The organism is Pseudomonas sp. GW823-FHT02C05 (assembly GCF_058797595.1).
In genome coordinates, this window is sequence record NZ_JBXAJU010000003.1 from 1,004,457 (window position 1) to 1,022,624 (window position 18,168).

General features: G+C 64.1%; 18 protein-coding genes. 6 read left to right on the forward strand and 12 right to left on the reverse strand.

Features of this window, described 5'->3' with window-relative positions:
- The first annotated feature begins 40 nt into the window (after positions 1-40).
- Positions 41-940 (forward strand): lipid kinase YegS, encoded by a 900-nt coding sequence (gene yegS / locus AC1RGE_RS21070; protein WP_011062482.1) that lies wholly within the window; start codon positions 41-43, stop codon positions 938-940.
- A gap of 1 nt (position 941) precedes the next feature.
- Here yegS and AC1RGE_RS21075 read toward each other — a convergent pair whose 3' ends face one another.
- The 3 genes from AC1RGE_RS21075 to AC1RGE_RS21085 form a co-directional block, all read right to left on the reverse strand.
- Positions 942-1,601 (reverse strand): response regulator, encoded by a 660-nt coding sequence (locus AC1RGE_RS21075; protein ID WP_011062481.1) that lies wholly within the window; start codon positions 1,599-1,601, stop codon positions 942-944.
- Entirely contained in the window at positions 1,598-2,491 is an 894-nt protein-coding gene (locus AC1RGE_RS21080) for a sensor histidine kinase (RefSeq protein ID WP_011062480.1), read from the reverse strand. Before AC1RGE_RS21080 ends, AC1RGE_RS21075 begins: the two co-directional genes overlap by 4 nt.
- Positions 2,492-3,028: 537 nt before the next feature.
- Positions 3,029-3,466 carry a hypothetical protein gene (locus AC1RGE_RS21085; RefSeq protein ID WP_015636500.1) on the reverse strand — a complete coding sequence of 146 codons (438 nt, stop codon included), beginning with the start codon at positions 3,464-3,466 and terminating at the stop codon, positions 3,029-3,031.
- Between the two features lie 561 nt (positions 3,467-4,027).
- On the opposite strand from AC1RGE_RS21085, the gene AC1RGE_RS21090 reads away from it, so the two are divergent.
- Positions 4,028-4,963, forward strand: a complete 936-nt coding sequence (locus AC1RGE_RS21090) for a chemotaxis protein CheV (RefSeq protein WP_011062478.1) — start codon at positions 4,028-4,030, stop codon at positions 4,961-4,963.
- Between the two features lie 82 nt (positions 4,964-5,045).
- Positions 5,046-5,849, forward strand: coding sequence for an MOSC domain-containing protein (locus AC1RGE_RS21095; protein WP_019095079.1), 804 nt, complete (start codon positions 5,046-5,048; stop codon positions 5,847-5,849).
- A 76-nt stretch (positions 5,850-5,925) separates the two neighbouring features.
- Here the strand turns inward: AC1RGE_RS21095 and ppnP are convergent, their stop codons facing one another.
- The 8 genes from ppnP to AC1RGE_RS21135 all read right to left on the reverse strand — a co-directional run bounded on the left by ppnP (position 5,926) and on the right by AC1RGE_RS21135 (position 15,270).
- The gene (gene ppnP / locus AC1RGE_RS21100) at positions 5,926-6,210 is read right to left on the reverse strand and encodes a pyrimidine/purine nucleoside phosphorylase (protein ID WP_011062476.1); all 285 of its coding nucleotides are present in this window, start codon (positions 6,208-6,210) and stop codon (positions 5,926-5,928) included.
- 74 nt (positions 6,211-6,284) lie between these two features.
- Complete coding sequence (locus AC1RGE_RS21105) at positions 6,285-6,824, reverse strand: 3'-5' exonuclease (protein ID WP_011062475.1); 540 nt, start codon at positions 6,822-6,824, stop codon at positions 6,285-6,287.
- 149 nt (positions 6,825-6,973) lie between these two features.
- Positions 6,974-8,929 (reverse strand): acetyl/propionyl/methylcrotonyl-CoA carboxylase subunit alpha, encoded by a 1,956-nt coding sequence (locus AC1RGE_RS21110; protein ID WP_492584945.1) that lies wholly within the window; start codon positions 8,927-8,929, stop codon positions 6,974-6,976.
- A 57-nt stretch (positions 8,930-8,986) separates the two neighbouring features.
- Entirely contained in the window at positions 8,987-9,784 is a 798-nt protein-coding gene (locus tag AC1RGE_RS21115; RefSeq protein WP_492584947.1) for an enoyl-CoA hydratase/isomerase family protein, read from the reverse strand.
- A complete protein-coding gene (atuD, locus tag AC1RGE_RS21120; RefSeq protein ID WP_011062472.1) occupies positions 9,781-10,938 on the reverse strand; it encodes a citronellyl-CoA dehydrogenase in 1,158 nt (385 codons plus the stop codon). The genes AC1RGE_RS21115 and atuD overlap by 4 nt, the downstream gene beginning before the upstream one ends.
- Positions 10,939-10,979: 41 nt before the next feature.
- Positions 10,980-12,596 carry a geranyl-CoA carboxylase subunit beta gene (gene atuC, locus AC1RGE_RS21125; protein WP_011062471.1) on the reverse strand — a complete coding sequence of 539 codons (1,617 nt, stop codon included), beginning with the start codon at positions 12,594-12,596 and terminating at the stop codon, positions 10,980-10,982.
- A 3-nt stretch (positions 12,597-12,599) separates the two neighbouring features.
- On the reverse strand, positions 12,600-13,469 hold the full coding sequence (locus AC1RGE_RS21130; protein ID WP_019095082.1) for an SDR family oxidoreductase: 870 nt from the start codon (positions 13,467-13,469) through the stop codon (positions 12,600-12,602).
- Positions 13,470-13,479: 10 nt separating this feature from the next.
- A complete protein-coding gene (locus AC1RGE_RS21135; RefSeq protein WP_492584949.1) occupies positions 13,480-15,270 on the reverse strand; it encodes an acyclic terpene utilization AtuA family protein in 1,791 nt (596 codons plus the stop codon).
- Positions 15,271-15,456: 186 nt separating this feature from the next.
- On the opposite strand from AC1RGE_RS21135, the gene AC1RGE_RS21140 reads away from it, so the two are divergent.
- From AC1RGE_RS21140 to AC1RGE_RS21150, 3 genes are all read left to right on the forward strand, one after another.
- On the forward strand, positions 15,457-16,080 hold the full coding sequence (locus AC1RGE_RS21140; RefSeq protein ID WP_015636493.1) for a TetR/AcrR family transcriptional regulator: 624 nt from the start codon (positions 15,457-15,459) through the stop codon (positions 16,078-16,080).
- 96 nt (positions 16,081-16,176) lie between these two features.
- Positions 16,177-16,971: a substrate-binding periplasmic protein gene (locus AC1RGE_RS21145; protein ID WP_019095084.1), complete on the forward strand. Its 795-nt coding sequence runs from the start codon at positions 16,177-16,179 to the stop codon at positions 16,969-16,971.
- 95 nt (positions 16,972-17,066) lie between these two features.
- Positions 17,067-17,426: a hypothetical protein gene (locus AC1RGE_RS21150; protein WP_492584951.1), complete on the forward strand. Its 360-nt coding sequence runs from the start codon at positions 17,067-17,069 to the stop codon at positions 17,424-17,426.
- A 33-nt stretch (positions 17,427-17,459) separates the two neighbouring features.
- Here AC1RGE_RS21150 and AC1RGE_RS21155 read toward each other — a convergent pair whose 3' ends face one another.
- Positions 17,460-18,008, reverse strand: coding sequence for an RNA polymerase factor sigma-70 (locus AC1RGE_RS21155; protein WP_011062465.1), 549 nt, complete (start codon positions 18,006-18,008; stop codon positions 17,460-17,462).
- Between the last annotated feature and the right edge of the window lie 160 nt (positions 18,009-18,168).

Genomic DNA, 18,168 nt, shown 5'->3' on the forward strand with positions numbered 1-18,168 from the left:
TCAACATCCTTCATGGAATCCATAACCGGAGTCAGGGCTGATGAGTGAGCGCAAGGCATTGTTGATACTGCACGGCAAACAGGCCCTCAACGAGGAGGTGCGCGCGGCCGTCGAGGCCCGGCGCGCCGCCGGCTGGGACTTGCAGGTGCGCCTGACCTGGGAGGCGGGGGATGCCCAGCGCCTGGTGCAGGAGGCATTGGCTGCCGGCCATACCCGGCTGATTGCCGGCGGCGGCGACGGCACCCTGCGGGACATCGCCGAAGCCCTGGCCAATGCCGACGCCCCGGCCAGCCTGGTGCTGTTGCCGCTGGGCACGGCCAACGACTTTGCCCGGGCTGCGGGCGTGCCGCTGACCCCGGCGGCGGCCCTGGACCTGCTGGATGTGCCGGCGCGGGCGATCGACCTGGGGGAGGTCGGCGGGCAGATGTTCCTCAACATGGCCACGGGCGGCTTTGGCAGCCAGGTCACCGCCAACACCTCGGAGGATTTGAAGAAGGTCCTGGGGGGCGCGGCCTACCTGTTCACCGGTCTGTCACGTTTTGCCGAGCTGAGCGCGGCCTATGGCGAGTTGCAGGGGCCGGGTTTCCACTGGCATGGCGAACTTCTGGCCCTGGGCATCGGCAACGGCCGTCAAGCGGGCGGCGGGCATGAGTTGTGCCCGGGGGCCCTGGCCGATGACGGCTTGCTGGATATCAGCATCCTGCCGGCGCCCCAGGAACTGGTCGGCACGCTGAAGAACCTGCTGGCGGGCGGGTTGGGGATCGACAATCTGTTTGTCCGGGCACGCCTGCCCTGGGTCGAGATCAAGGCGTCCCGAGGCCTGGACATCAACCTCGACGGCGAGCCGCTGCAGGGCGATACCTTGCGTTTCACCGCCCGTCCTGGCGCGTTGCGGGTGCATCTGCCCGAGGATTCGCCGCTGCTGGGAGGCGCCCGCTGAGTCAGTCGTCGAGGCTGATGATGCGTTCGCGCACGGCGAACAGCACCAGCCCGGCAACGTCGAAGATCTGCAGGCGCTTCATGATCTGCGAGCGGTGGGTTTCCACGGTCTTGATGCTCAGGCCCAGGCCCAGGGCGATCTCCCGGGTGGATTTGCCGCGCACGATCAGCCGCAGGATTTCCAGCTGACGGGCCGTCAGGTTGTGGTTCTGCTCCGGTGGCGGAGGTTGCTTCTGAGCCCGGGTCAGGGCCTGGTTGATCACCGTGTGGGCGATGGCCGGGCTCAGGTAGCGTTCATTGTTGCGCAGGGCCTGGAGGGCGTGCTCGAGTTCTGTGGCGGTGGTGTCCTTGAGCAGGTAGCCGTGGGCGCCGCATTCCAGGGCCTGCATGATCAGGGCCGGGTCGGTGTGCATCGACAGGATCAGCACCTTGCTCTGCGGGTGGAGCGCCTTGAGCCGGCGCAGGGCGTCGAGACCGCCGGTGTGTTTCATCGACAGGTCCAGCAGGATGATGTCCGGATGCAGCCTTTCGACCATTTCCAGCAGGAACGAGCCGTCATCCGCTTCACCGATCACCGCGTATCCGGGAATGTCCATGACCAGGGCACGCACGCCAGCCCTGATGAGCGAGTGGTCATCCACCAAGAGTAAATTACAGGTCAATGTAAAACCTTATTCGTGCTGGCCCGCTCCAGAGTGCGAGGGGCCCAGGGAAAGAGTGCTTCGATCTGTGTGCCTTGGTCGGCCTCGCTGGTGACCTTCAACAGGCCGCCCAACTGACTGATTCGTTCCTGCATTCCGGCCATGCCGCGCTGGCCCTGGGCGCCCGGGTCGCTGGCCGGGGCGAAACCCTGGCCATCATCGCTGATGAACAGCGACAGGCCTTCGGGCAGTCGTTGCAGGCGTACCAGCAGGTTTTTCGCCTGGGCGTGGCGCAGGATGTTGGTCACTGCTTCCTGGGTGATACGAAACGCTGCGACGGCCATTTCCTCGGGAATGCCCGCCAGGCGCTGGTGGCACTCCAGGCTCCAGTGCACCGAGGTGTTTTCCAGGGTCTTGAGCAGGTGGGCGCGCAGGCTGGCTTCCAGCCCGAGGCTGGCCAGTTGCCGCGGGTTGAGGATGGCGGAGACGTCCCGCACCTTGGCCAGGGTCTCTTCCAGGGTGGTGCCCAGCACCGCGCAATGTTCTTGCAGCTCGTCCGGCAGGCGGCGCTTGAGCCAGTCGGTCTGCAGCTTGGCGGCGGTCAGCAGTTGGCCGATGTCGTCATGCAGTTCTCGGCTCAGACGGTGCCGTTCGTTTTCCTTGACCTCCAGCAGGCGTTCGGCGAGTTCCTGGGGCTGGAAGCGGATGGATTTGCGCGAATAACCGTATTGCATCCAGATGCAGGCCAGCGCCGCCACGTTGATGACCAGCAACCCCAGAGGCAGAGGCCGGCCCAACCAGTAGACCAGCACACTGGCCAGGGTCGAGCAGGAGCACAGCAACAGGCTGAGCCAGCGCAGGTGATCACGGGAGGGGGGCCAAGAGAAGAATGACTTGAGGCTGGCGTACATAGCGGATGGAGCCAATGGATGTTCGCTGCGAAGAGCCCGGTCAAGTATGGATGACGAGGCTTGTTTGGGAAACGGTGCTCTTTGAATACCCGGTTTCAATCAACGCTGTCTGTTCGTGTTGTACAGGCTGAGTAGTAACTGCCGCCATTGGAATCAATGTGCCATTAACTGTGTCCGTTTATGCGCCGCATAATACCACCGAAGATACCGTCGGTCGCGTTTATACGCTCAGTCATATAGGACTTCAGAGTCAGGAACTGGAGGGTAGCGGTACGTCGGTACCATTGGCGCCACGTGCGCCCGAACATCGCGCAAAGTGTGCTGGGGAGCGGGTTTGCCCGCATGCACAGCGCGTTGAACAGCAAGTCCCGGTGACCTTGCTAGTTGGCTTTATGGAGTGATTGATGTCGCTCTTGGGTATGAATTAATCAATAACGACCGGGTGCTTGGCAGTTGGCCCGATATTTTGTCGATGTTGTGCAGTAGGGCGGTGATTGGCGAGAGTTTTATCCGCTGCCCCGCCGGATAAATACAACTTCAGTGGCTGCAAGATGGATATGTGCAGTTACAGTTTTGTCCCACTTGCTCTGTCAGTTCTTCGATCAGCATGACTTGTTCGCTGTCGTCCAGATTGAGCTGGCCGTTGCGCGGGTCGATCAGTTCCAGTTGCCAGGCCATCAGCGTCAGGCAGCTCTTCAAGGCGTCGAGGATCGGATCGTTGAGGTCCAGGGGATGGGGGGTGCGCTTGAGCACGCCATGAATATGCAGGGAGAATTCGGCCAGCGGGCTGACTGCGTGGCGGGCCGCGGCCTGGGCCAGGCTCAGCAGGCTGGCGAGCAGGCAGTTGATGGCTTCTTCATCGTTTCTGATCAGGTGCAGGTGGCTCAGGCAGTCTTCCGATCTGGCCAGCAGGGCCTGGGCTTCAAGCAGGAACTCGGGCAGCGGTGTGGCGCACTCGTGGCCGTCCTTTAGCATGCTTATCTCCATGACTGCGTGTCCGATGGCTTGATAGGGCGTTGGCTGAACGGTTTGCAAGTTGGACGCGATAGGTGCAGCTGGATTGACGTTATAGCTGAATGCTTGCCTGCGGTCGCAGCCTGCCGAGCGAGTCGAGTGGCCTCGAACCCGGTCCGTGCGCGCATGCCGGCCACAGCAAGGCGGCGCAAGCGCGCTGGGGCAGGATGAGCGAGGGTAGTGGGGCTTGAAAGGGGGCCAAGCCACCTTTCTGCGATCAAAAACAAAAGCCTGACTCCGTTCATGCAATGAGAATGGCGTCACATTAATGGCTATTGGATATCGCGAATATCAGGCTGGTCCTGATTGTTGATAGGGGATTCCCCTAGGCACGGGAACCTTGCACCGAAATAGAGGTCTGGCCGGCGCAGAGGGTGGTGCTGAATTGACCGCGCCAGTAAAGCATGATGTTAATGTGACATCAACGGCTTTGTGTGGCAATTTGCATGCGGGTCAAGATACGGCAGACCCGGCCGATATCTGTCTTTAGTGAATTCATCAGAACAAGCCCAGGAGTCATTAATGGCCGGCATTCTCGACACGGTAGATCAACGCACGCAACTGGTGGGTGAGAATCGCCTGGAAATCCTCATGTTCCGCCTGGCCGGCCGGCAACTGTTCGCGATCAACGTGTTCAAGGTCCAGGAAGTGCTGCAACTGCCGAAGCTGACGCTGATGCCTCAGCGCCATCCCTTTGTCTGTGGGGTGGTCAATCTGCGCGGGCAGACCCTGCCGGTCATCGATCTGTCCCAGGCCATTGGCATGCGCCCGCTGGTCCCGGGGCCCAACAGCACCATCATCGTTACCGAGTACAACCGCTCGGTGCAGGCGTTCCTGGTCGGTGGCGTGGACCGCATCGTCAACATGAACTGGGAAGCCATCATGCCGCCGCCCACCAGCGCCGGGCGCCAGCATTACCTGACCGCCATCAGCAAGGTCGATGACCAGTTGGTGGAAATCATCGACGTGGAAAAGGTCCTGGCGGAAATCGTGCCCTACAACGCCAAGGTTTCCCGGGACAAGCTGGAAGATCCGGTGCTGGAGCGTGCCCGTGGCCGCGAAGTGCTGCTGGTGGACGACTCCAACGTGGCCCTCTCGCAATTGCGCGACACCCTCGGCCAGCTCGGGGTCAAGATGCACATCGCCAGTGATGGCCTCAAGGCCCTGAACATGCTCAAGGCCTGGGCCGACACCGACGTGGTGATGACCGACAAGCTGCTGATGGTGTTCACCGATGCGGAAATGCCGGAAATGGACGGCTACCGCCTGACCACCGAGATCCGCAACGATCCGCGTCTGCGCGGGCTTTATGTGGTGCTGCACACCTCCTTGTCCGGCAGCTTCAACGAATCGATGGTGAAGAAGGTCGGTTGCGACAACTTCCTGTCCAAGTTCCAGCCGGACAAGCTGGTGGACGTGGTCCGCCAACGGCTGATGCTGGACGAAGCCGACGCCTGACACGGGCCCTGCGCCGGCGCTCCTTTGTTTCGGCTAAATGCTGGTATAGGGTGAGCGCTTTTGCCCATACAGGGAGCTGGACATGCGTCTTAGCGCGCTTTACCGATACCCGTTGAAATCCGCCAGGGGCGAAACCCTGCAACAGATCGGCCTGGACAAGCTCGGGCTGCAAGGGGATCGCCGCTGGATGTTGGTGGATGAGGCCAGCGGGCGTTTTCTGACCCAGCGCGCCGTAGCGCGGATGAGTCAGCTGTCGGCCTTGTGGAATGACCAGGGTGGCCTGACCCTGAGCGCCCCAGGCCACTCCACCCTTGAAGTAGCGCTGCCGGGTGCGGATGCACCGTTGCGCGGCGTGACCATCTGGCAGGACACCTTGCGGGTTCCCGATGCGGGGGACGAAGCCGCGGCCTGGGTCAGCGAATTCATCGGCAAGCCCAGCCGCCTGGTGCAGGTTCCTGCGCAGCGGGCACGGAGCACCGCCGCCGGTTATGGCAGGGACGATGACCAGGTGGCCTTCGCCGATGGTTTTCCCCTGCTGCTGATTGGCCAGGCCTCCCTGGATGACCTGGTCGCTCGCGTGGGCCGGCCCCTGGAGATGCTGCGGTTCCGACCGAACCTGGTGGTCGAGGGCAGTGCGGCCTTTGCCGAGGACGACTGGAAGCGCGTGCGTATCGGCGATGTCGAGTTCCGTGTGGTCAAGCCATGCTCGCGCTGCATTCTCACCACCATCGATCCGCAGACCGGCGAGCGCAGTGCCGACCGCGAACCGCTGGCCACCTTGCAGAAGTACCGGGCCCGGGCCGATGGGGCGATGTTCGGCCAGAACCTGGTCAATGATGGCAACGGTCGCTTGCAGGTAGGGATGGCGGTGACGGTTATCGAATAACCGGTGCCACCTCGAAAAATGCCCGTCTCCTGGGAGACGGGCATTTTTTATTCCTGGGTAACGCCGCGATGCTCGATCAGCCGCGGTATTCGCACAGGTAGGCGGTGTCCACCGCGACTTTGAGCTGGAACTTGCTGTTGGCCGGAACGTTGAACTGGCTACCGGCCGGGAAGGTTTCCCAGTCTGCGCTGTCTGGCAGGCGCACGGTCAGGGCGCCGGAGACCACGTGCATGATTTCCCGTTGTGCGGTGCCGAACTCGTATTCGCCCGGGGCCATGACGCCAATGGTGGCTGGGCCTTCGGCCGTGCCGAAGGCAATCGACTTGACGGTGCCGTCGAAGTACTCGTTGACTTTAAACATGGGCGATTCCTCAAGAAAGGGTCAAAAAGGGCGGCCAGTATGCACAAGGCCTTCAGGGCCGTCACCTGCCGCCATCAAGGAAGAATCAGCGGTAATAAGCGTGCTGTATTGCGCGCATCTTCCAGGGCCCGATGCTGCTGGCCGGTGAACTGCATGCCGGCCAGTTGCAGGGCTGCATTGAGCCCCAGGGGCCGCTCCAGGCGCCGGGCCTTGGCGAAGCGCTGCTTGAGGTTCATGTGCGGCACCTCATTGAGCAGGCTGTGCAGCTGTTGGTTGTGCCATTCCAGCTGCAACTGCTTGCGGTCGTAGTCGCCCCAGCTGGCCCAGCCTTCCAGGCGCGGCTGATGCTGGCCGAGCCAGCGCTCGAACAGGCCCCAGACCTCGCTCAGGGGCGCGGCGCTGTCGATATTGGCCTGGGTGATGTGGGTCAGTTCGCGGCAGAACGGCGTCAGCATGGGGCGCCGCAAGGGGCGGACGAAACGCTGGAAGTGGTCCTGTTCCCGGCCCTGACGGTTGACCAGGGTGGCGCCGATCTCAATGATTTCCATCTCGCTCACCGGCCAGCCCCCTTCATCCGTCGTGGCTTCCAGATCTATTACCAGCCAGTGGGGCATCACGAATTCCAGCCTTGAAACATCCTGAAGAGGCTTGAGCGTAGCCAAAGCCGAGGCATCCGCCTAGGGGGACGGCTGCTTGAGCGCATCGAGGGGGCATCGTCCCGACCGATGCCCCGTCTGCCTGGATCTGCTGGAAGGTGCCCGGGCTACTCCACCTCCACCAGTACCTGGCGGTTTTTCACCTGGTCCCCGAGGTTGACCTGGACCCGGGTGATCACCCCGTCGATCCCGGCCTTGAGCGGGTGCTCCATCTTCATCGCCTCCAGCACCAGCAGCAATTGGCCCTTGCTTACGTGCATGCCCTCACTGACCAGTACATCGACGATCGCCCCGTCCATGGGCGCCTTGAGCGTACCGCTGGAGGCGGTGTTCTGGCCCTGGACCGGGGCATGGGTGCGATCCACCAGGTGCAGGCTGCCCTTGGCGTTGCTCAACCACAGCTCCCCGCCCTCCAGCCGATAGGCGCACGGCCGGCGAATGCCGTTGATCTCCAGGCTGGCCCGCCGGCCATCGGCGCTGCGTACCTTGAGCTCCAGCAGTCCATCGCCCTGGCGCACCTGCACAGCGCCCGAGGGCAGTGCGTTCAGGTGCAGCGACCATTGCCGGTCCTGCACCCCGAGCCGGTAGTCCAGGGGCACCCCGGCATTGTTGCTCCAGGCATTGAGCGCCGGGCCATGGGCGCTGGCGCTGTGGTGGTGGAACAGCGCAGCGGCGATGGCCAGTTCCTCGGCAGTGGGCTCCTGGGGTTGCAGGCTCGGGTCCTGGGCAAAATGCTCGGCAATGAAGGCGGTGCTGAAGTGGCCGCTGGCGAACACCGGGTGGCGCAGCAGGTTGGCCAGCAGCCGGCGGTTGCTTTCCAGCCCCAGCAGCACGCAATCCTCGACGCCACGCAGCAGTTTGCGCCGCGCCTCTTCGCGGGTAGCGCCGTGGGCGATCAGCTTGCCCAGCATCGGGTCGTAGAACGGGCTGATCCATTGGCCTTCCTGCAAGCCATGGTCGGTGCGGATCCCCGGTGCCGGCTCCCAGCGCAGGATCTGGCCGGTCTGCGGCAGGAAGTTCTGTGCCGGGTCCTCGGCATACAGCCGCACTTCAATGGCGTGGCCGTCGAGGCGCACCTGCTCCTGGCCCAGGGGCAGCGGCTCGCCGGCCGCCACTTGCAGTTGCAGGGCCACCAGGTCCAGGCCCGTTACCAGTTCGGTGACCGGGTGCTCCACCTGCAGCCGGGTATTCATCTCCAGGAAATAGAACTGCCCGCTCGCATCCAGGAGGAATTCCACGGTACCGGCGCCCACATAGTTCACCGCCCGCCCGGCCTTGAGCGCTGCCTCGCCCATGGCCTGGCGCAGCTCCGGGGTCATGACCGGGCAGGGCGCCTCTTCGATGACCTTCTGATGGCGGCGCTGGATCGAGCAATCCCGCTCACCCAGGTAGATCAACTGGCCATGCTCGTCGCCGAACAGCTGCACCTCCACGTGCCGCGGCTCGATCAGCGCCTGCTCCAGGATCAGTTCGTCGCTGCCGAAGGCGTGCAGGGCTTCGGAGCGGGCCGTGCGGATCTGTTCCAGCAACTGGCCGGCCTGGTGTACCAGGCGCATGCCACGCCCGCCACCGCCGGCGCTGGCCTTGATCATCAGCGGATAGCCGATGCGCTGGGCTTCGCGCTGCAAGGTGGCGTCGTCCTGTTCCGCCCCCTGATAGCCCTGGATGCACGGCACGCCGGCTTCGAGCATGGCGATCTTCGAGCGACGCTTGCTGCCCATCAGCTCGATGGCGGCAGTGCTGGGGCCGATGAACACCAGGCCGGCGCTTTCACAGGCGGCGGCGAACTCGGCATTTTCCGAAAGAAAGCCGTAGCCCGGGTGAATGGCGTCGGCACCGGTGCGCCGTGCCGCTTCCAGCAGCGCGACGCCGTCGAGGTAGGACTGCTGTACCGCGGACGGGCCGATATGCACCGCTTCGTCAGCCAGTTGCACATGCAGGGCCTCGGCATCGGCATCGCTGAACACGGCCACGGTGCGATAGCCCAGGGCCTGGGCGGTACGCTGGATGCGGCAGGCGATTTCGCCACGGTTGGCGATCAGGATCTTGTTGAAATTGGGCATACAGGCTCCCGGGAATCGGTGGGGGGCGTTCGCCGGCAAGCCGGCTCCTACAAGGGCTCAGTTGGCCCAGGCCGGTTTGCGTTTCTGCACGAAGGCCAGGGTGCCCTCGACCCCTTCCTCACCCAGGACTGCATCGGCGAAGTCGTTGGCGGCCTGGTCCAGCAATGGCCCCTGCGGTTGGTCGATACTCGCCAGGAGCAAGGCCTTGGTCGCCGCGTTGGCCCCCGGGGCGCAGCGCAGCACCAGGGAAAGCTGCTGCTCCAGGCGTTCCTGCAGGGCCTTGGCATCGTTCTCGACAAAGTGCACCAGGCCCAGGCGCTGGGCTTGGGCGCCATCGAAACGGGCGGCGGTCAGGGCCAGGCGCCGGGCCTGGGCCAGGCCGATGCGCTGCACCACGAACGGGGCAATTTGCGCGGGCAGCAGGCCCAGGCTGGTTTCCGGCATGCCGAACTGGGCCGAGTGCTCGGCGATGGCGATGTCGCTGACACAGGCCAGGCCGAAACCGCCCCCCAGCACCGCGCCCTGCAGCACACACACCAGCACCTGGGGCAGGTGCTGCGCTTCTTCCAGCAGGGCGCCGAAGGCCCGGTTCAGTTCACGGTAGGCGGCGCTGCCATGGGCACGGGCGCCGGCCATGTCCTTGAGGTCGCCACCGGCACAGAAGTGCTCGCCGGTGCCGCGCAGCACCAGGGCACGGATGCTGCGCCGGTCACGGACCGCGGCCATCACCGTGCGCAGTTCGGCGACCATCTGCAGGCTCATGGCATTGCGGTTTTGCGGGCGATTGAGGCTGATGAACAGCACGCCGTTGCGCGGCTCCAGCAGCAGGGTCTGGCAGGCAGGGAGCGGGTTCATTTCTTTTTCCCCGGCAGGATGCCCATGAGCTTGCAGATGATCCCCAGCATGATCTCGTCGGCACCGCCGCCGATGGACACCAGGCGCACATCGCGATAGGCCCGGGCCACCGGGTTGTCCCACATGAAGCCCATGCCGCCCCAGTATTGCAGGCAACTGTCGCTGACCTCGCGGCCCAGGCGCCCGGCCTTGAGCTTGGCCATGGAAGCCAGCCGGGTCACGTCCTGGCCGCGTACATACTGTTCGGTGGCCTGGTAGACCAGGGCCCGCAGGCACTCGATCTCGGTGGACAGCTCGGCCAGGCGGAAGTGGATCACCTGGTTGTCGATCAGCGGGCTGCCGAAGGTCTTGCGTTCCTTGCAGTACTCGATGGTGCTGTCCACGCAGTACTCCAGGCCCTTGATCATGTTCGCCGCGCCGAACAGCCGTTCCTCCTGGAACTGCAGCATCTGCATCATGAAACCGGCGCCTTCGTGGCCGATGCGGTTGCGTTGAGGCACTCGCACATTGTCGAAGAACACCTGGGCGGTTTCCGAGCTGCGCATGCCGAGCTTGTCCAGATGCGAGCTGAGGCTGATGCCCGGGGTGTTCATCGGCACCATGATCAGCGACTTGTTGACGTGGGGCTTGTCGTCCGAAGTGTTGGCCAGCAGGCAGATGAAGTCGGCGCTGGGGGAGTTGGTGATCCACATCTTGCTGCCGTTGATCACGTAGTCGTCGCCATCCTTGCGGGCGTGGGTCTTGAGCCCGGCCACATCGGAACCGGCGCCGACTTCGGAGACGCCGATGCAGCCGACCTGCTCGCCCGTGATGGCCGGCCGCAGAAACTCGTCGCGCAGTTCATCGGAGCCGAAGCGCGCCAGGGCCGGGGTGCACATGTCGGTCTGCACGCCGATGGACATGGGAATGCCACCGCAATGGATGGTGCCGAACTCCTCGGCGGCGACGATGGAGTAGCTGTAGTCCAGGCCCATGCCGCCGAATTTTTCCGGCTTGGAGATGCCCAGCAGCCCCAGTTCACCGGCCTTGCGGAAAATCTCGTGGATGGGAAAGCGCCCGGCCTTTTCCCATTCCTCGACGTGGGGGTTGATCTCGCGGTCTACAAATTGGCGCACCGTGCGCCGCAGTTCTTCGTGTTCCTGGGTGAAGATCATTGTTGTTCTCCTCAAGTGGGGTCAGACCGCGAAATGTCCTATCAAAACCGCGCCACGCCAAAGCTGTTGGGCGCCAGCTCGCGCACCTGCGCCTCATGGCAGATGTCCAGCAGGTAGCCCAGCAGAGTGCGGGTATCGCGGGGGTCGATCAGCCCGTCGTCCCACAGGTTGGCGCTGCCGTAGAGCGCCGTGGACTGGCTGTCGAGCTTCTGCGCGGTGACCTGTTCCAGCATGTCGAGCATCTTCGGGTCGGCTTCCTGGCCGTTCTTCGCATGCTTGGCCTCGGTGACGATGCGCAGCACCTTGCCGGCCTGGGCGCCGCCCATCACCGCGGTGCGGCTGTTGGGCCAGGCGAAGATGAAGCGCGGGTCCAGGCCACGGCCGCACATCGCATAGTTGCCGGCGCCGTAGGAGCCACCGACCACGATGGTCAGCTTCGGCACTCGGGCATTGGCCACCGCCTGGATCATCTTCGCCCCGTGCTTGATCACCCCCTGCTGCTCGGATTCGGTGCCCACCATGAAGCCGGTGGTGTTGTGGAAGAACAGCAGCGGGGTCTGGCTCTGGTCACAGAGCTGGATGAATTGCGCGGCCTTGCTCGCGCCCTGGGGCGTGATCGGGCCGTTGTTGCCGATAAAGCCGCAGGGCCGGCCCTGGATCTGCAAGTGGCCGCAGAGGGTCTGGGCATCGAACTCGCCCTTGAACTCCAGGAACTGCGAGCCGTCTGCCAGGCGGGCGATGATTTCCCGGGCGTCGTAGGGCTTCTTCGGATCGTCGGGAATCAGCCCGAGCAACTCGTCGATGGGGTACAGCGGCTCGTTCCAGGTCCTGGCGGGTTGCACTGGCAGTCGGGTGTTCCACGGCAACAGGCTGACGATCTCGCGGACGATGCGGATGCCGTCGGCGTCGTTTTCCGCCAGGTATTCGGCGGTGCCGGCCACCTGGGCGTGCATCTCGGCGCCCCCCAGTTCTTCATCGGTGGCCACTTCACCGGTGGCGGCCTTGAGCAGCGGCGGGCCGGCGAGAAACAGCTTGGCCTCGCCACGCACCACCACCACGTAGTCCGAGAGCCCGGGCTGGTAGGCGCCGCCGGCGGTGGCCGAGCCGTGGACCACGGTGATCTGCGGCAGGCCCATGGCCGACATCCGCGCCTGATTGGCGAAGCTGCGTGCACCTTCGACGAAGATTTCCGCAGCGTAGTTGAGGTTGGCGCCACCGCTTTGCGCCAGGGTCACCACTGGCAGTTTGTTCTCCATGGCGATCTGTTGCAGGCGCAGGGATTTCTTCAGGCCGCTGGGGGAGATGGTCCCGCCCTTGATCGCGCAGTTGTTGGCCACCACCAGCATGCGCACGCCGCACACATAGCCGATGCCGGCAATCAGGCCGCCGCCGGCCTGGGTACCGTCCTTGTCGTCGTGCAGCTTGTAGCCGGCCAGGCTGGCCAGCTCGAGAAACGGCGCGCCCGGGTCCAGCAGCAGGTTGAGGCGTTCGCGGGGCAGCAGTTGGCCGCGCCGGTCGAACTTGGCCTTGGCTTCGGCGGCTTTGGCCAGCAGGTTCTGTTGCAGTTCCTGCAACTGTTGCAGGCCCGCCAGCATGGCTGCGCGGTTTTGTGCGAACTGCGGGCCGTGGGGGTCGAGTTGGGACTGGATCACCGGCATGGCTTATTCCTCGCCCTTGAGTACGTCGGGCAGGTAGGCGCGATGGAAGCCGTTGTAGGACTCGCTGTTGCGTGCCTTGCCCAGGGGCCAGGCACGGCTGCCCAGGCTGGCGGCGCCGTCGATGCGCAGGGTGCTGCCGCTGATGAAGGCCGCGCCGGGGCTGAGCAAGAAAACGATGGCGGCGCTGACTTCCGATTCGCTGCCGATGCGCTTGAGCGGCACGTGTTCACGCAGGGTGGGGATCACTGCCTTGAACGCGCCTTCATAGGTGTCCATGCCGCTGGAAGCGATCCAGCCCGGCGCCACCGCGTTGACCCGCACCCCGGCGTGCCCCCATTCGTAGGCGGCGGTCTTGGTGAAATTGTCCATTCCCGAGCGCGCCGCACCGGAGTGGCCCATGCCGGGCATGCCGCCCCACATGTCGGCGAGCATGTTGACGATGCTGCCGCCGTGGCGGCTCATGGACTGGTTGAACACTTCCCGGGCCATGAGGAAACCGCCCACCAGATTGGTGCGCAGCACGGTTTCGAAACCCTTCTGGTTGATCGAGGCCAGGGGCGCCGGGTACTGGCCGCCGGCATTGTTCACCAGGCCATGGATCGGACCAAAGCGCTCCATCAGCCGAGCCACCAGGGCCTTGACCGCTTCCTCGTCGCGGATGTCGCAGGCCTGCCAGTCGGCCTTGCCGCCGTCCTCGGCAATTTCGCCGGCGACCTTCTGCAGTTTTTCCGCCTTGCGCCCCACCAGCAGCACCTGGGCCCCCAGGGCCGCCAGTTCGTGGGCAGTGCAGCGGCCGATACCGCTGCCGCCGCCGGTGACGATGATGGTCTGGCCGGCGAACAATTGCGCTTTGAAAATCGAGTCGTACACCACGGCAGCTCCTTTAATTGACGGCGTCGGCGATGCTCTGCGGCACCGGGATCTGGATTTCCAGCAACTGCTGGGCAAAGGCCTTGCCTTGCGGGTCGATGCGCAGGCTGGCGACGCCGCCGCCGCCCAGGGCGTTCTCCAGCAGGAAGTTGAGGCTATGGGTGCCCGGCAGGTACCAGCGCTGGACCCGGCCATGCACCGGGTCCAGCACATGGCCCATCCAGTCCACCAGCACCTCGGGAGTCAGGGCTTCGGCGATCCACGGCAGGTAGTCGGGGTGGCGCGCCATGACCCCGATATTGCTGTGGTTGCCCTTGTCGCCGGAACGTGCCACCGCCAGCTTCACCAGCGCCACGCTGGCATCGGCGCGGCCGCGGGGGGCGGGCAGGGAATGGGGGGCGGGCAGGGCTGCCGGGTCCAGGCGGTCGGTGTGCGGCAGGGCGCAAGGGTGACGCTGGCCGGCAAGGTCGATCTCCAGCCGGCAGGCGTCCTTGTCCAGCAGGAAGGAGAACAGGCGGATCACCGGGTACACCGTCGGCCGGCCACCGACGATGCCGGTGAGCCCCGGGGCCATGCCGGTGGCGGCCTGGGCGATTTCCCGGGAGAACAGCACCAGCGCCGCCTTGTTCGGGTGGCGCACTGCCAGCTTGATCACCACCTCGCGGCTGTCCTGGCGCTGGCCGTGGGGGCCGTAGGTGGCCTCGCTGCCCAGCAGTTCGATGTTCACTTCGCTGTAGGGCCCCCAGCCGCGCTGGGCGAACATCTCGCTGGTCTTGTCGATGATCGCCTGGCTGACCCGGTGCGCCTTGGCGACCGCGTCGATCCCGGCCATCAGGCAACTGGCGGTGCAGCGGAAGCCGTCCGGGTAGGTGGCGCTGACCTTGTACTGGTGGCTGGGGGGCAAGCCCCTGGCACCCTGTACATGAACCCTTTCCGGGCCCTGTTGCCGCAGTTCCACCTGAGAGAAATCGCACACCACATCCGGAAGCAGGTAAGCCCTGGGGTTGCCAATTTCGTACAGCAGTTGTTCGCCCACCGTCAGCGGGCTCACCAGCCCTCCGGTACCGGGTGCCTTGCCGACCACAAACTGGCCGTCAGCGCCGACCTCGACGATGGGGAAGCCGATATGTTCGTAGTCCGGAACCTGGCGCCAGTCGGTGAAATTGCCGCCGGTGCACTGCGCGCCACATTCGATGATGTGCCCGGCCAGGGCGGCCTGGGCCAGGCGGTCGTAATCCTGCCAGGACCAGTTGAACTCGTGGACCAGGGCGGCGCTGACCACCGCGCTGTCGACGCCGCGGCCGGTGATCACGATATCCGCCCCCAGGCGCAGCGCTTCGACGATGCCGGGGGCACCGAGGTAGGCATTGGTGGAGACGCACATTGGCGGCAGGGGCGCGCCACTGAACATCTCCACAATGGCGGCGTCGCTCAACTGCTTGAACTGCGGTTGCAGGTCGTCCCCCAGCAGCACGGCGATCTTCAGCGCCACCCCGGCCTGTTCGCAGGCGGCCTGCAAGGCACTGGCACAGGCCTGCGGGTTGACCCCGCCGGCGTTGCTGATGACCCGGATGCCCTGTTCGCGGATCGTGGCCAGCAAGGGTTTGAGCACCTCGACGAAATCCGTGGCGTAGCCCGCTGTCGGGTCCTTCATGCGCGCCCCGGCCATGATCGACAGGGTGATCTCTGCCAGATAGTCGAACACCAGGTAGTCCAGGCGGCCGCCTTGCACCAACTGCGCTGCGGCGCTGCTGGTGTCGCCCCAGAAGGCACTGGCGCAGCCGATTCTTACGGTCTTGGTCATGACAGGGCTCTCGAATGAAGAACTGCGAGGAGGCTACCAAGCAAGCGCTTGGTTTGTAAATACGTTGGCCTATTCTTCTGGCCAAGCGCTTGCTTGGTCACCGGCAGAGGCTTAAATTGCGCGCGCCGCGCCCGGATTTGCCGGGTTACGCGGAGCTATTGATGACGTGAAGGTAGGAGAACACCGGTGGACGAGCAAAAAGCCCTGCAGGTAGTACGCGAGCTGATCGCCAGTGGCCAGGTGACCGACCCCGAGAGCGCCCGGGGCAAACTGCTGCAAACCGCAGCGCATCTGTTTCGCAACAAGGGTTACGAGCGCACCACCGTGCGTGACCTGGCCAGCGCGGTGGGCATCCAGTCGGGCAGCATCTTTCATCACTTCAAGAGCAAGGACGACATCCTGCGGGCGGTGATGCAGGAAACCATCCACTACAACACCGCCTTGATGCGCGCTGAACTGGCCGAGGCCGGCAGCGTGCGCGAACGGGTGCTGGCGCTGATCCGCTGTGAACTGCAGTCGATCATGGGCGGCAGCGGTGAAGCCATGGCAGTGCTGGTGTACGAGTGGCGCTCACTGTCCCCGGAAGGCCAGGCAGCCGTCCTGGCGCTGCGCGACATCTACGAACAGATCTGGCTGCAGGTGCTGGGGGAGGCCAAGGAGGCGGGGTTCATCAAGGGCGATGTGTTCATTACCCGGCGCTTTCTCACCGGCGCCCTGTCCTGGACCACCACCTGGTTTCGTGCCGAGGGCAGCATGACTCTGGAACAGCTGGCCCAGGAGGCCCTGCTGCTGGTGCTCAAGGATCATTGAGCGGCTGGCTAATTGTGCGTGGCAACGTTGTCGAAGTGGCTGAAAACGCCTAGCTTTAGCTCATTCATTTTCATTTCCTTGAGGTGTGTTGCCTTGATGTCCTTGCCGCTGCGGTCAGCCTTGCGAATGCTCTTGCTGGCGCTGGCAACACTTTGGGTCTGTCCGGCCTCCTCGGCGCAGCTGGTGCGGGTCGCGGCGGCGCATTTCCCGCCTTATACCGTCCGTCCAGAAACCGGTGCCGACACCGGTTTGCTGCCGCAACTGGTGGAAGCCCTCAACCAGTCCCAGAGCGACTATCAGTTCGTCCTGGTGCCCACCTCGATTCCCCGGCGTTTCCGCGATTTCGAGCAGGGCCGGGTGGACCTGGCGATCTTCGAGAACCCGGCCTGGGGCTGGCAGAACATTGCCCACACCAGTGTCGACATGGGCCTGGAAGACGCGGAAATTTTCGTCGCCCAGCGTCAGGGCGGGCGCCAGCAGGACTATTTCGCCAACCTGAAGGGCAAGCGCCTGGCCCTGTTCAGCGGTTATCACTACGCCTTCGCCCAGTTCAACGCCGACCCCAAGTTCCTGGCCGACACCTACAACGCCACCCTGACCTATTCCCACGACAGCAACCTGCTGATGGTCCTGCGGGGCAGGGCGGACATCGCCCTGGTGACCCGCTCCTACCTCAGCGACTTCCTGGCGCGCAATGCCGAAAGCACGGAGCAGTTGCTGGTTTCCGAACGCATCGATCAGGTCTACCACCATTACGCCCTGATCCGGCCCAAGGCGCCGATCACGGCCGAAGACTTTTCCGGGCTCCTGCAAAAACTGCGGGACAACGGCCAGATGCATAAGATCTTCGATCCCTATCGCATTGTGGTGATGAGCGTGCCCCACGCCTGACATCACGCAGCGACCGGCCCGGCCCGCGACGGGCTAAATTTCCGGCGGCGGCCCACGTCACTTGGTTGAATGCCCAACCGACGGTGAGCGCTGCCATGTCCCCTGTTAATCCGCTGAATGTCGCAGCCCTGCCCACTAGCCAGCTCACGGGAATCGATGAGGTCATCGCCCGCCAAAGGCTGTTCGAGTCTCTGCGGGGCCGGGGGCAGGCGCCCGTGCCGGTGGATGCCCAGGCAGCCGAGGCGGCGCGCCAGGATCGGCTGGCTTTCTGGCTGTCGGCCCAGGTACATGCCCTGTATCTGGACCCGCCAGGTGCGCAGCGGCCGGCGCCAGGCGCCCACGCGCCGCCCTGTGCTGCGCATGACCGTTGTCGGTTCTGCCAGCAGGAGTTCGATCTGTTGCATAAACGTGCAGCGTTACTGGTGCTTGGCCGCAGTGGCCTGCTTGAGGTGTAGGCACCCTTCAAGCCGGGTCATGCAGGGCGCCAGTCAGCGACGGGCGAAGGTATCGGGGCGGTTGCCCGAGACTTTGCGGCAATGCACCAGGGCATCGCGAATCATGAAGTTGACCAGGGTCGGCGATACCCCCAGCTCCTTGGCGATGTCCTTTTGCGGGACGCCATGCAGGCGGTACATCTCGAAGGCGTAGCGCGTGCGGCTGGGCAGCTCGGTCAGGGCTTCGGCGATGTTTTCCAGGGTGGAAAAGTTCATGTGGGAGGTTTCAGGTGAAGCGCCATGAATAACCACATTCAAGCCTTCCTCTTCAGTACCCGAGTACTTCTGCTCCAGCGCCTGCTTGCGGTAGTGGTCGATGGCCAGGTTGCGCACGATCTGGAACAGGTAACTGAGCTGGGCCTTGAACGAGGAGGTGATCTGCGGCGCCGACTGCAGGCGGAAAAACGCATCTTGAACCACGTCTTCAGCCCGGGATCGGCAGCCGGTAATGCGGGCTGCAATCTTCACCAGGATCAGACGGTTGTCGACAAAAGCCTGGAGTAACGGTGAATCGCACCTGCTTGTGGATACTTGTTCCGTCATGGAAATCACCTTGTTGCAAAGAGGTTAGTGGGACGTCAGAAAAATCTGACCCGTCCTACACATCGAGCGACAAATTAGGCTGAATGATAATGATTGTCAATTGAGAAAAAGAACTAATGCTCTCTGTCAGTGCAGATTGCGAACGGCTGCTCGTCAGTGG